This is a genomic window from Bacillus cereus group sp. BceL062 (assembly GCF_051780025.1).
In the GTDB taxonomy this organism is placed as follows: Bacteria; Bacillota; Bacilli; order Bacillales; family Bacillaceae_G; genus Bacillus_A; species Bacillus_A toyonensis.
In genome coordinates, this window is sequence record NZ_JBPWGY010000003.1 from 323724 (window position 1) to 337569 (window position 13846).

Below are 13846 nucleotides of genomic sequence, written 5' to 3' on the forward strand. Positions count from 1 at the left end.
TAAATCCCCTGCACGAATACAGAGGATCTACCTTCTTAATTAATATTTGACAATATACGTTCTGCACCTAATTTTAAAATTTTAATAAAGATATAATTTACAATCGTAAACATTGCAAATAAAACGATAAACATAACCCAAAGTCCGACTTGAAGGAAGAAGTATAATACACTTACTCCGGCTACAATAATTAAAGCTATTAAAATATTAGCTAAAAAATTCCACAAAGTTGTATATCGACTTTTAAATAATTTCTGCTCTGTATCCCAATGAATATCTGCAGTTTGTGCGTCCCAGCGTGTTCCAATTAAATTAATTAATAACAACCCGTTCGCACTTAGTAAAAACCACAGTATCATGAAGACTGGAGAAATTCCAGCTACAACTGCCATCGTAATACCAAATACTGCTAAAATAATCACATTAATTAACCAAGCAGTGATCGCTTTCGCAAAAAAGATATCCGAAGCTTTTACTGGTAAATATCGATTCACAAACCATGAGTTTCCATCACGTGAAAATGACGTCGTTGCAATGACGTTACTACCCATCAAAAATAACGATGCACAAAGACCAACACCGATTGCAAACCCCGTTGTCTCTGGATTGTTAATATACTCTGTAATAAACTTTAAATTCCCATCTTGTACAAATAAAATAAAGAACAACATAATCGGCATAACGAAAGTTTGTACGATACAATTTAAGAAAAATTGTGGTGTACGGAATAACGTTTTAAATTCTTTTTTCACATACGCTTTCAAATGTGAACTTTGTACGGTTGATTTCTGTAAACCTTCTGCTGAAATGACCTCTTTTTTTGCTGTACTCGTTGAAAGTCCAATAACCCCTTTTAAATATGTACGCTCTGCAATGTAATAAAACAACACAAAGAAGACAAATGAAATAAGGGCAAAGATCATTACATATAAAGGTCCCTTCCAATTTGCACTTTCTACTAATGCCACTGCTCCAAAATATGTAGTTGGAAAATAATTTGTCATTTGTACTATAAGAGAAGATTGATTATTTACAAGATATTCCGCAGCCCCATCTCCAGAAAACGCACTTTTATTTCTCCACTGCATAAATACGTTAATTCCTACAATAAATAGTATACTTACGATTCCAATAAATATATTTCCTCGATCTTTATTTTTTGCTATATTTGTATACCTCATGATTACTGTCATCAGTAACGAAGCTAATACTAACGGAACGATCGGGAAAAGTAAGTAAATAAAAATCATATATATGTAATATGTAATAAACGCGCCACTTTTTAAACCGTACGTAATGAAGATTGGTAATAAAATGAATGAACTCATTACGTATTGTGTAATTAATACCGTTAAAAATTTTGCCGAAATAATTTGCGCTGGTTTTAATGGTAACGGCAGTAACATTTCAATATCATTGCTGTAGTAAAATACAGTTAAAATGTTCGTAATACTCATTAAAAATACCCATATACTCGCAATCGCCAATCCCATTGCGATAATCATTCCTGGGTCTTGCCCTAATTGTTTCATACCTTCATACATTCCGTGCGTCATCGAACCAAATATTAAAAAACCAACAAATAAAATAGCTGCAAATGAAAATACATATGCCCATCGCTTCTTCTTATCTGTTATGAAATCTGCATAATTTAATTTCAATAATACTTTCGTTAACGTCCAAATTTTACTCATTGCCCGTCATCTCCAAGAACATTTTTTCAAGTGATTCATTGGATTTAAAATGATCTCTCATTTCATTTAAATTTCCTTTAAACTGCAAATTCCCCTTATTAATAATAGCAACCCGGTCACATATTTTTTCCGCGACTTCTAATACGTGTGTAGAGAAAAATACAATCTTTCCTTTATCCGCATGCTCTCTCATCATTTCTTTTAAAATATAGGCAGATTTCGGATCAAGCCCTGTTAACGGTTCATCTAAAATCCATACATCTGGCTCATGCACGAGCACACCAATAATAACAATCTTTTGTCTCATACCGTGTGAATAACTTTGAATTTGATCAGATAAAGCATTATAAAGGTCAAATTTCTTCGCTAAAGACTCTATTCGTTCTTGGCGTACTTCTTTCGGCACTTCATACATATCTGCCATAAAATTTAAATATTCAATTCCCTTTAATCGTAAAAACATATCTGGGCTATCTGGAACATAACCAAACGTCTTCTTCGCTTCCATCGGCTCTTCCATAATATTTTTGCCGTTAATCGTAATAGTCCCTTTGTCCACCCCATGAATACCAGTAATCATCTTAATTGTCGTTGATTTACCAGCACCATTCGGTCCTAAAAACCCAAAGATTTCTCCGCTAGGCACAGATAAACTTAAATCTTTTACTGCATAGGTAGACCCATTATAACTTTTTGACACATTCGTAATTTCAATCATTACATCCAATCCTTTCCTTAATTACCAATTAACTATATTGATATTATAGCATACTTCTATTTTAAGATTTTTACATTTTTCAGTTTATTTAACCTTTAAAATAAATGTACACCCCTAATCCAACAATTAAAACGACGGCTAATATAATATAAATCATCGTAAGACGTTTAATATTTCCTTTTGTCGCTTTACTATAATTCGCATCACCATTTCTCCCGATTAACACCGTCGCAATTACAGTAATCACTACAAGTAATACAACAATCATGATCCAAGTTAGCATTCCTTCCTCCCCCTCCTTACAATCATTTTACAATATTATCCTCTTTATTACGCAGTATATTTCCTCTTTTTACTATTATTATGAAAAGAATTGGAAAACTATTATAACCATACATCTCTACACGTGATATATTTATAATATAATGTGATTTATTTCTAACATAATAAGGAGGATGTATTTATGAAAACAACTTGGATTAAATATTTAGGATTCCTCGGTTTCTTCGGTTTTCTCGGATTTTTTTATGAAAAAGGATTGTTTACTATGTTCTGTTTCTTCTCCTTCTTCACATCGTATAGAACGGTTCAACACGATGAACTGTTTGAACAAATTGTCAATAAATCGTGCCGCAATGCATTTATCGTTACATTACTAACTACCGCTATCATTATGTTTATTGAAATGTTATTTCCAAACCCTGCTTTACAAGAGATTGATATTGCTGTTATTTTCGCTACACTCATTCTTACGTTCGGTTTCTCTATGTTCTTTTACGATAAACCAGTTGATGAAATGGAAGATGCACCATGGCGTTCTTAACGAAAATAAAAGAATACCGCGCCAAATCGAATATGACACAAGAAGATTTAGCAAAGAGCGTTGGTGTACGCCGTGAAACAATTAGCCATCTTGAAAAAGGAAAGTACAACCCTTCCTTACAACTTGCTCACGATATAGCGAAGGCACTACATAGTACGATTGATGAGATTTTTATTTTTGAGGATTGATTAAAGGCATCCTGTCACCAGAATCACATAAAAAAATACCATCATTCTTTCCAAAAAGAATGACGGTATTTCTCATTGATTATCCATATAAAACTGCATGAAATACGCCTAACAGTAAGTATTGATCCTCTATATAATCATCATCATACACATTCATCTCGATGTAATACATATCTTCCTCAAGACGAATATTCCAATCTGCGATTACATAGCCCTTTCGTAATAACTTTCCAAGCCCAATTGAAGTTTTGTGAACAACATATTCTTCTCTCTTATATGTAAAGGTAAATAAGAAATTTGCGTCTAATAACTTTCCGTCACATACAAGTATTTCATGCTCTGCATCATTATTATCTTTGTACGTTACTAAAATCTTTCTTTGGCGCTGCCTACTTACATCCTTTGCAATGACGCGAATATTATCCTTACTATCCTTTATTTCATAAATGATATTACTACCGATTTTTGGAATGAAGTCTAGTACTCTCATCAACGTATTTTTATAGTAGCCCCGTACTACGCCTACTTGTTTGCTTTCATTATAAACTTCTATTGATATCGTATCCGCTTTACTATCACACGGTCGTTTGTAAGAAAGCTGCATCATTCGCTCTCCTCTTAAGTACTGATCAAACGTCACAGGATATTCTATCGCACGCAGTTCCTCATTTAGCTTATATAAATAACGCCCAACGCTCTCTATTAATACTGTAGTAGATATACGTTCCTGAAGTTCAAATTGTTGCCAACTGGAATAAATTCTCCACTGATTTTCCTCTTCATAGGAAAAACCAAGAATTATCTCATCACGGTCAGCCGTTTCATAATTCATATGTACGTTCTGCCCGTATTGAACTTGTTCCATCCACTGTCCTAAATAAATGCCGAGCTCTGCAACCTTCATGCATGACTTTTGAAAAAGTACTCTTTCACTCGCGCAAATCGTTACATCTCCTTCGATAAAGCCCTTTGAATAAGCATCATACCGTGGCTCATCCTTCTGCGGGAGACTTTTGTCTAACTCAAATAAAAACGTTAACATCCTTTATTCACCTCTAGTTGTTACACTAATCATACATGACATCGCATTACTCTGAGAAACTATTTATATACGTATATTTAATTCACGCATTATAACACGTGAATGACCTTGTATAGTAGCGCTATTTTTTATTCTATATCTTAGTATATGAACTTATATGAGCGATTTTTCTAATATATCTATCGTAACTTACAATATATCAACGATTTTTTTAATATATCTATCGCAACTTACAATATATCAACGATTTTTCAAATATATCTATCAAAACTTACAATATATCAACGATTTTTTCAATAAATCGATTTTTCGACAAATATCAGCACAATTAAAATGAAGCTACCTTTTCTTCCGCCACTTCCCCAATTTCTAAAATTTGTAGCAGACTCTCCACTTCATAAGTCGGCTTAACACCCGTCATATTTTCTTTCAAACTCGGATTATACCAACACGTATCAATGCCGTAATCTTCTCCGCCTTTCATATCAGAAGTTAGCGAATCTCCAACCATTAGTACACTTGATTTATCCGTAATCCCAAACTTTTCAAACGCATAATCAAAAATCTCACGTGCTGGTTTTTGATGCCCCACTTCTTCAGAAATAATAATATGTTCAAAGAAGTTACGTAAAGGCGAATTTCCAATTCTCGATTGTTGCACCTTCGTATATCCATTCGTAATAATACCTAGCTTGCAATCTTGTAGATTTTCACATAATTGCACTGCACCTTCAATAAGATGTACTTCTTTCCCTAAGTTTTCAAGGTATACATCACTAAATTGCTGCGCATCTACTTCTATATGATGAAGTGCAAATAATTGTCTAAATCGATCTACTGCTAATTCACTTAGCGTAATCATTTTATTCTCTAAATCTCTCCATAACCCATTACTAATCTCTTTATAACTTGCAAGATAATCATTATACCCTGTAGGCATGCCGAACTGCACAAACGCGTTATGTAATGCGTTTCTTTCCGTTTCAGGGAAATCTAATAATGTATCGTCTACGTCAAATAATATAACTTTGTATTTCATGATGTTTTCCTCAACTCCTATTTTCAAAACTTCATTTTCATAGCTTAATTATAAACTTTTATATATTTCATTATAAAGTGCTTTGACTCGCTCTTTATAGAATACACCTTTATCCTTTATTTTCAAATGTGCTATAAATAAGTTTGCTAGCATGACCGCTGTATCTATTCTATAAAATAAATTAACAATATGAGGGGTAGCATTAAAGATACTATCATTCTTATATCCATCTTTAAATTCATCCCAACTAACCTCATTTGTTTCAGCTATTCTCATAAGCTCCAATAATGGATGACCAATTAAAGCGTTATCCCAATCAACTATTGCTTTAACTTCTCCATTATACCCAATTAAATTGGCTGGTCGAATATCCATATGTAATAAACACTTTACATGATTAGCTGTACTAAGAATATGTTCAATTGTTTGTGCATCTGGAAGTTTAATACCACAATTCGTAATTGTATTAAAACCTTCTACTCGTTTCACAATGCGTTCCGCTATATACTTACTAATTGGCTCTTTAATATTCTGCTCGTAATGTAAACCTTCAATTGGCATACTATGAAGCTTGCTGACTAACTCCCCTATTTCGTATGCCGAAATTGGCATATGATCCGTAGCCACATAATCCGATATTAAAAAATCAAGTTCGGTAGAAAGATGCAATCTGTGTATACTTGGTACTGGAATACTTTTTGAATGACAATACTTAGAAAGCTCTGCTTCCTTTTGCAACGAAATCCGACTATTAAATAAATCTTCATTTATATTTTCTACTTCTCTTTCCCACGGCACTCGAAATGCTAAAGGTCCCTTTCCTGAATCTCCGCGAAAAACAATATTTTGCACTCCAGTTCCAATCACCTTTAAATCCTGCACAGCTAATTCCTTATATTCTTGACTTAATATTGTTGTTAAACTTTCCCTTAACTCCTCTGCTTTTAAACGTGTATGGATCATTTTATCCCCCGATTCGTAAGTTCTTTTCATCCATTTTCTCCTCGGTGCACAACATCCTCATAAACAAAATTATATCAACAATAAGAAAAGGAGGCTAATCCAAATCAGCCTCCCTTCTTCTTATTTTTCTTCTAACAATAACATTTTCATTTCCTCTAACGACTCTTTCGTAAAGCCAAGAGCTTTTTCAGCGTATACTTCAACTGATCCGTATTGCTTATGGATTCCATCAATCGCAGCTTGTAAATATTCGGCGCGTGCTTCAAACATTGCACCTAATATCGCTCTACTCTCATCGTTTTGTAGTTTTGCACCTAAAAAGGCCATCATTTTCTCGTTTAACTTTTCACGGAAACCATTACTTAATAAATAATCTTCCATTACTGTTTTCTCTGGTACACCTAGTAAAAGTAATAATAATGCTGATCCAAATCCAGTACGGTCTTTTCCAGCCGTACAGTGGTTTACTAATGGTAAGTTTTCCGGATTTTGTGCAAGTTGTAAGAAGCTCACGAACGCCTCGTTACCACTTACGAAATCTTGGTTCATTTTCACAAGATATTCACCTGGTTTCCCCAACAGAGAAAGGTCACCAACTTGGAAAAACTCATTTATATTTAAGTCTTTCGCCAAGTCTTGCATAACTGGTAAGCATACTTGACGAGCACCTGTAATCTCTGGATTTGGCTTATGCTTCACTTCAAAGTCTGTACGATAATCACAGATTAACTTTAATCCAGCTTTCTGTAAATACGCAATATCCCACTCTGTTAGTCCCGCTAATTCTTCAGAACGGTACAATTTGCCCCATTTTACTTTACGGCCTTCTGTCGTTTCATATCCTCCCATATCACGGAAGTTAAACGCTCCTTGTAGTGGCAATCTACGCTCAGCTACTGTCACTGCTTGTCCATTACTTCCTACTAGTCTAAAATATGGGCGTTCATTTTCACTCGGGTTTTCAATAGTGCATGATGATTCCCCGTTTACAGTTACAAGTAATTCTCCATTTTCTTCAATATAATCTGGTGAAGTACTCCAATAAATGCGTACTTCTTCTATATTATTTTCCCACTTTATATGTAACATATCATCTTCATTTCGTTCTACAGTTGCTTGTAGCCAATTTTCTTGCTGCTCCATTCTTTCACCAACGCTTTCTCTTATAATCAAATCTTTCTCTATTGTATTATAGGAATATCTACTTTGTCGTTCTCATTTTTCTTTTTATCTTACAAACAGGCAAAAAGTTCTTTTACTTGTTCATAATTTGTACACGGATTGCCTCGAAATGAGTTCGAGAGAGTACATCATTCATCCTCCTAAAACTTCCTCACATATCGATCAGTAGAACTAAGCAGCTGACATCCATTCTTCCCAAAAACATCCTTAATCCACTCATTTTGTACATTTGTCTCGCCAATATAATAAGATGCACCTATTTCCTTTAAGACAAACATTGCACCTGTAAAGAATGCTGCTTCGTACCCTTTATTTCGCATATTTGGAGCCATTACGAAATACATAAGTTTCCCTTCTTCTAACGTACCTTTCTCAATATGCGGGATTACAATTCCTATTGGCTCTTCGCTTGCAACTGCTGTTAAACAATGTTCTTTCCATTGCTCACCAATTTCTTGTTCCATCATATGTACAAATTGATTATAGTCGACTTGTTCTTCCGTCATTTCGTTCCAAAAAGAATAAAAAGTATCCTCTCCTACTTCTTCAATCAGCTTAAAATCAATTTCACTTTCTACATCTTCTACTTCATATATATCCTTAAATACAATCATGTTTTCAGTAACATATTCAAATGAATACGTTTCAAAACATTTCTTATACACATCATAATTTGGACTTTTTGAAGAGATCTCAAAATGTAATTTTTCTACCCCCTCTTTTTCAGCCTCAGCAACGCAATATTGCATGATCTCTTTTAATTGCTCTTCTGTAAAAGCCTCTGCATTATTTTCTTTTATCATGATAGAAGAAGCACTTCTTCTTATTTTAAAATGTTTTTCTAACTGTTCTATTGTCGTCATATTCTTCCCTCATCTATGTCATACTCGAATTTCTAATGGTTCTCCTTGCATGAGCAGGATTGTCCTTGAATATATAGAATACTAGAAAAGATCGCATCTTTAAAGTGCGGAGGAGGTTCTCCATTGGATATTACAGCATTGCAACAACAGTTAGAGCTTATACAACAAAATGACTATACGCAACTGCATCATATAAATGTAAATGAGTTAACTTTGAACATGCTTCAGTACATCGGAACGACTGATAGTTACGTTCGTTACCAACTTATATATAAATGTTTTGCGCATTTCATTCATCATGAATTCCTTATGGACGATCAGCTGAAATTACTGTTGCAAACATGTTTAAGTGATGAGTATTTATATTGTGACATTTACTCCCCACATACAGATGGGGTTTTCACACGTTCTTACACTGTTTCTTTAATTGCGTTAATACTTCAATTCGCTAACTCTCACTACTTTTTTACAGAAGAGGATATTGAAGAGATAAAAAATAAAATCATTACATATACAAACTTAGAAATGGACTTTCGAGGATATATCGAAAATAAAGGATGGGCTCATTGTATCGCCCACGTATCTGATGCTTTCACTGAAATTGTTCATAATTCACATACGACTTTTGAGTGGTATGAAGAGCTCATTCATTGTTTATTAAATAAAATCTTCATTCCATCTGATATTTTTCATAATAACGAAGATGAGCGTATTGTTACGCCATTAATATCCATGCTGTATCATGACTTCCAGCAAGATGAGTTAATTTCAATTATTTATAAAAAAATAAAAAGGCTTCCTCAAATTAGAAAACGCCTTTCGCTTAATGAGTATTGTATTTTATGTGCCAACATTAAAACCTTTTTACGCACATTATTTTTTAGAACAAAAGATGATCATAACTTAGCCTATACAGCACGTAAAACAGAAAAAATGTTAAAAGAACTTCCAAACTATTATTAAATACAAGGAGAAAAATTATGGGTTATATTGAAGACGTAAGAAATCTAGTAGGAAATCATCCACTTATATTAATAGGCTCACACGCCATTATATTAAATGAGAAAAATGAAGTATTACTACAGCTCCGAACAGACTTTAACCGTTGGGGTATTATTGGTGGTGCCTTAGAATATAACGAGACGTTAGAAGATGCTTTAAAACGAGAAGTATTTGAAGAAACTGGGCTTATCATTAAAAATCCAGAACTGTTCCGTACATACTCAGGACCAGATTTTTTTCAAATCTATCCAAACGGCGATCAAGTACACGGTGTACTCGTTATTTATATTTGCCGAGAATTCCACGGTGAACTTATATGTGATCAAGCTGAGTCAAAAGAATTACGCTTTTTTCCGCTTGATAGGTTGCCTATTACTCTTCATCCAGTCATTGAGCGGATTATTAAAGAGTTTCAGCACTCTAATTAAAAAACATTACAAAATAAGTACCTTATATTTTATATAAAAATATAACAACCTCATTTCTCGTCATTACAACGTGAAATGAGGTTGTTATCGTTCACCGTAAATCCCTATTTCCCCAAAAAATAATTAGATGATTTAACGTTCTTTTTCTACAGCTTTATATCCCTTTACAAATAAAATAGTTATATAAGAAATAATGAATGAAAAAACAGTATACATGCCCACCCAAAAGAAAAATGATGGATCGTACAATGTAACATTGAACATAAGAAAAATAAGAAATGTTACCATCGGCATCACGTAAAATGTACCTATTTTATATGTCACAGCTATTGAAAATATACAAATAAGCAATGGATATATACAGAAAATAAAAATTGACTCACTCAATGTTATGTCCCCCTTTCTGAAGAAATAATAGCTTTCTCTTAAACATTTTGGGGAACAACAAAGTTTTATATTTTTATTCGTTATTAGTAAATAAAATGTTAGATTGTTATCTCGATCTGATTTCCTTCAGGATCACTTACTACACTTTCATAATAACCATCTCCTGTAGTGCGTGGGCCATTTAACAGAGGATATCCTGCTTCTCTTAACCTATCCGTTAATTGGTCCACTTTTTCTTTGCTACCTACAGAAAATGCCATATGCGCATATCCTACTGTTTGTTTTTTTATTACATCGTCTATCCCTACCTGTCTCATAAGTTCTAGACGCGCACCACCTTCAAAAGTTATAAAGTGAGATTCAAACTTTTTTTTCGGATTGTGATACAATACATTCGCTTCACCATTGAAGTACTGTTTATAGAAATCACGCATGCCTTCTAAATCATTCACCCAAATTGCTACATGTTCAATTCTCATAATCCACACCTTTTCTTTTTATGGTATTCAACCAACAATTTGATATTTAATTTTCTTTGCTTGTTCTTGTAATCATAAGATCAAGTCCAAGGCTTTTTAATCCATATAAATAATCTTCTTTCCAATCGCTTACTGTTATTTTCGGAATATGTTCCGCCGGAATGTACTGTGGACAACTTTTTACAATTTGATCTATTACAAATTGATTCACTTCATCATCACAGAAAATAAACGCATGTGGATTAATAATAGCTATACATGTAGAAATTAATCGAGTAATAGCATCTATATTATATTCCTCTGGATTATTCGAATCTCTCACTTCATCTCCACTTCTCAAAGCTTGTAAGAAATTTTTATTATCATACTGCGGAACAAAAGATATCTCTCCCGAGAAAAATGTACTTCCTCGGACTACATCCCCATTTATCATAATACCCGCACCTGGACCATTTTGACCTGAATACAAATATACAAGAGAGGAATTGTCATGGTTTCCAGTGTTTTTATAATAACCAAGCACTGCGGCATTCATATCGTTCTCTATTACTACAGGTATAGAGAACAGATCCTCCAAATGACTTTTTAAATTAAAATTTTGGAACTTTTCATAACCAGGTATATAAAAAATACGACCATTATCTACCGAACCGGGCACACCAATTGATATAGAGCTTATTTTCGGGAATGTAGCGATAAGACTTTCAATATGTTTAGATAATAGGTTTACGCCAGTATCAATTAATACACTTGAAGTACTTCCTTTTTCTTTTACTTCCCCTAAACAGTTAAAAATCGTATAGTTTGTCTCATTTTTTTCTAAAAATATCGCTAAACCTAACATATATTCCGGATTATAAGCATATCGTTTCGCTCTTCTTCCACCACTTGAATCATCTAAACCGACTAAAGTGACTTCACCGTCTTGTTTCATATTTTCTATAAATTTACTTATCGTTGGAAAACTGATTTCTAATGTATTACTAAGTTCAACTTTCGTTGCACTACCTCGCTCTAGAAGAGCTGTACGAATGCCGCGAAGGATCGTCTCTTTAATCGATTTTTGAGTAACAAATTGTTCACTCAAATCGCTCACCACCTTAATCAACATACTTATTAAACACTTTTAATAAGTTGCGTTGACAATATATCACACATCATTTTCTAAAGCAATAGAGATGATATATTTCCACCGCATGCACTCCTTGTTTAGCTCGATTTATTCTCTCTCGTAACAGACGATACAATTCCAGATAAGAGAACAAATAATAAAACAGCTAGCAAGGCATTACGTATTCCGAATGATTCCCCTAGTATACCTAAAAATGGTGGTCCGACTAAAAAAGCTGTATAACCGATGATAGAAACTGCAGCAACATTAGAAGTCGCATTTTCACGATCATCTCCAGCAGCAGAAAGACCAATTGGGAAACCTAACGCCGCACCAATCCCCCACAGCACTACACCAACTGCTAGAAAATACGAGTTACTCCCAAATATTACGATTAAAATCCCTATAATCGCCACCATAATAGTAGCACGTACGACAGCGACACGACCGAATCGATCAAGGAAATAACTACTACACATACGAGCTAACGTCATTGCCAATACAAAAATTGTGTACATAATAGAACCTGTCACTACACTTTGCTGATGTCCATCTACCATCACGATAGGCAGCCAATCATTTGCACTTCCTTCTGCAAATGCCATTCCAAACACAAAAAGACCAATTAAAAGCACCTTTTTTTCCATACGTAAGGAAGTACGCTTCGCTCGCTTTTTGTTCTGCGATTTCTCTTTCTTTCCTGTTCCGTGCGGAAGATAACGATACACCATACATACAAGTAATAAAAACACGGCCGAAATCGCAAGAAACTGATACAGGATTGGGATGTGAAGCGAGGCGGCGACAGTGCCACTGAGCGCGCCTACTAAAGTTCCTACGCTAAAAAAACCGTGGAATTTCGGTAGAAGTGTCATTCCTAATTTCTGCTCTATTGAAGAGCCTTCTACATTCAATGAGACTTCTGCCAACCCATATCCTACTCCAAATACTAGTAAGCTACCAAAAGCCCCTATGCTAGAAACAAAATAAATATTAATACCTAAACAAAGTAATCCAGCAATTATTAAAAACATACTGCCTATAATAACGTCCCTAGCTCCCTCACAGTCAATAAAATGACTTGCACTCAGTAAACCAATTATTGAACCGACAGATAAACCGAACAAAATCCAGCCCATTTCTGCATTTGAAACTGCTAAAATATCTCGCGCCGCTGCTGTTCTAGAAATCCATGTAGCAAACGCGACACCTGGCAAAGCAAATAAGAGAAAAAGAGCGTTTCGAGAGGCAAGTAATGTCTTTGTATGATTGCCCGCACTATTTTTCTTCATATGAAACACCTTTCACATTGTCTATACGATACGACACCAGTTTATTCAAGCATCCGTGAAAAACGATTTCTATAAGTCTATCATTTTCATAACTTTGGCTGGGTTACCACCAACAACTACATTACTAGGTACATCTTTTGTCACAACTGCTCCTGAAGCAATTACAGCATTGTCTCCAATTGAAATACCAGGGTTAATTATAGCTCCTCCGCCAACCCAAACATTGTTACCAATCTTTACAGGTTTCCCATATTCTTTGCCAGAATTCCGTTCTACTGGATGCAACGGATGCGTAGCAGTGTAAATGTGAACACCAGGTGCAAACATACAATTATCACCGATTCGAACTTCACAAACATCTAAAATCACACAATTAAAATTTGCGAAAAAGCTCTTTCCAACATGGATATTGTAACCGTAATCACAACGAAAATCAGGATTAATGTGGGTTTTCCCATCAGCTGAAGAACCTAAAAGCTGATTTAATAACGTAAAACGTTGTTCATCTCCTGTCTCCATTGCCTCGTTATAAAGGCGTGTTAAACGTTTTGCCTCCACCCTATCAGCCACTAATTCTTCGTCATCCGCAATATACATTTCTCCCGCCAACATCTTTTCTTTTTCCGTTTTCATAG

Annotated in this window: 17 protein-coding genes; 4 read left to right on the plus strand and 13 right to left on the minus strand. The window is 34.5% G+C overall.

Features of this window, described 5'->3' with window-relative positions; genetic code table 11:
• Positions 1 to 35: 35 nt before the first annotated feature.
• The 3 genes from ACS2MN_RS09930 to ACS2MN_RS09940 all read right to left on the minus strand — a co-directional run bounded on the left by ACS2MN_RS09930 (position 36) and on the right by ACS2MN_RS09940 (position 2695).
• A complete protein-coding gene (locus ACS2MN_RS09930; RefSeq protein WP_000036865.1) occupies positions 36 to 1694 on the minus strand; it encodes a putative ABC transporter permease subunit in 1659 nt (552 codons plus the stop codon).
• Positions 1687 to 2412: an ABC transporter ATP-binding protein gene (locus ACS2MN_RS09935; RefSeq protein ID WP_000570205.1), complete on the minus strand. Its 726-nt coding sequence runs from the start codon at positions 2410 to 2412 to the stop codon at positions 1687 to 1689. The genes ACS2MN_RS09930 and ACS2MN_RS09935 overlap by 8 nt, the downstream gene beginning before the upstream one ends.
• A gap of 88 nt (positions 2413 to 2500) precedes the next feature.
• The gene (locus ACS2MN_RS09940) at positions 2501 to 2695 is read right to left on the minus strand and encodes a hypothetical protein (RefSeq protein WP_000958861.1); all 195 of its coding nucleotides are present in this window, start codon (positions 2693 to 2695) and stop codon (positions 2501 to 2503) included.
• Positions 2696 to 2875: 180 nt separating this feature from the next.
• Between ACS2MN_RS09940 and ACS2MN_RS09945 the strand changes: the two genes are divergently transcribed.
• Together ACS2MN_RS09945 and ACS2MN_RS09950 are read left to right on the plus strand one after the other, a co-directional pair.
• Positions 2876 to 3235, plus strand: coding sequence for a DUF3796 domain-containing protein (locus tag ACS2MN_RS09945; protein ID WP_000859216.1), 360 nt, complete (start codon positions 2876 to 2878; stop codon positions 3233 to 3235).
• Positions 3223 to 3423, plus strand: a complete 201-nt coding sequence (locus ACS2MN_RS09950; protein WP_000874964.1) for a helix-turn-helix transcriptional regulator — start codon at positions 3223 to 3225, stop codon at positions 3421 to 3423. Before ACS2MN_RS09945 ends, ACS2MN_RS09950 begins: the two co-directional genes overlap by 13 nt.
• Positions 3424 to 3502: 79 nt before the next feature.
• Here ACS2MN_RS09950 and ACS2MN_RS09955 read toward each other — a convergent pair whose 3' ends face one another.
• From ACS2MN_RS09955 to ACS2MN_RS09975, 5 genes are all read right to left on the minus strand, one after another.
• Positions 3503 to 4465, minus strand: a complete 963-nt coding sequence (locus ACS2MN_RS09955; RefSeq protein ID WP_088054979.1) for a tubby C-terminal domain-like protein — start codon at positions 4463 to 4465, stop codon at positions 3503 to 3505.
• Between the two features lie 328 nt (positions 4466 to 4793).
• Entirely contained in the window at positions 4794 to 5504 is a 711-nt protein-coding gene (locus tag ACS2MN_RS09960) for a YjjG family noncanonical pyrimidine nucleotidase (RefSeq protein ID WP_000875936.1), read from the minus strand.
• A 48-nt stretch (positions 5505 to 5552) separates the two neighbouring features.
• Complete coding sequence (locus ACS2MN_RS09965; RefSeq protein ID WP_088054980.1) at positions 5553 to 6497, minus strand: phosphotransferase family protein; 945 nt, start codon at positions 6495 to 6497, stop codon at positions 5553 to 5555.
• Between the two features lie 90 nt (positions 6498 to 6587).
• Entirely contained in the window at positions 6588 to 7610 is a 1023-nt protein-coding gene (locus ACS2MN_RS09970) for a tyrosine-protein phosphatase (RefSeq protein WP_043323065.1), read from the minus strand.
• Positions 7611 to 7789: 179 nt separating this feature from the next.
• Positions 7790 to 8512, minus strand: coding sequence for an N-acetyltransferase (locus ACS2MN_RS09975; RefSeq protein WP_098954780.1), 723 nt, complete (start codon positions 8510 to 8512; stop codon positions 7790 to 7792).
• Between the two features lie 123 nt (positions 8513 to 8635).
• Between ACS2MN_RS09975 and ACS2MN_RS09980 the strand changes: the two genes are divergently transcribed.
• Both ACS2MN_RS09980 and ACS2MN_RS09985 read left to right on the plus strand, forming a co-directional pair.
• Positions 8636 to 9475, plus strand: coding sequence for a DUF2785 domain-containing protein (locus ACS2MN_RS09980; protein ID WP_000355435.1), 840 nt, complete (start codon positions 8636 to 8638; stop codon positions 9473 to 9475).
• 17 nt (positions 9476 to 9492) lie between these two features.
• Positions 9493 to 9942, plus strand: coding sequence for an NUDIX hydrolase (locus tag ACS2MN_RS09985; protein WP_000540494.1), 450 nt, complete (start codon positions 9493 to 9495; stop codon positions 9940 to 9942).
• A gap of 132 nt (positions 9943 to 10074) precedes the next feature.
• On the opposite strand, the gene ACS2MN_RS09990 is transcribed toward ACS2MN_RS09985, so the two are convergent.
• The 5 genes from ACS2MN_RS09990 to ACS2MN_RS10010 form a co-directional block, all read right to left on the minus strand.
• Positions 10075 to 10329, minus strand: coding sequence for a YbeF family protein (locus ACS2MN_RS09990; protein WP_098709503.1), 255 nt, complete (start codon positions 10327 to 10329; stop codon positions 10075 to 10077).
• Between the two features lie 98 nt (positions 10330 to 10427).
• Positions 10428 to 10808 carry a VOC family protein gene (locus tag ACS2MN_RS09995; protein WP_001217525.1) on the minus strand — a complete coding sequence of 127 codons (381 nt, stop codon included), beginning with the start codon at positions 10806 to 10808 and terminating at the stop codon, positions 10428 to 10430.
• A gap of 46 nt (positions 10809 to 10854) precedes the next feature.
• Positions 10855 to 11895, minus strand: coding sequence for an ROK family transcriptional regulator (locus ACS2MN_RS10000; RefSeq protein ID WP_000003044.1), 1041 nt, complete (start codon positions 11893 to 11895; stop codon positions 10855 to 10857).
• A 122-nt stretch (positions 11896 to 12017) separates the two neighbouring features.
• On the minus strand, positions 12018 to 13211 hold the full coding sequence (locus tag ACS2MN_RS10005; RefSeq protein WP_438894687.1) for an MFS transporter: 1194 nt from the start codon (positions 13209 to 13211) through the stop codon (positions 12018 to 12020).
• Positions 13212 to 13280: 69 nt separating this feature from the next.
• Positions 13281 to 13844 (minus strand): maltose O-acetyltransferase, encoded by a 564-nt coding sequence (locus ACS2MN_RS10010; RefSeq protein ID WP_000845607.1) that lies wholly within the window; start codon positions 13842 to 13844, stop codon positions 13281 to 13283.
• Positions 13845 to 13846 lie beyond the last annotated feature (2 nt).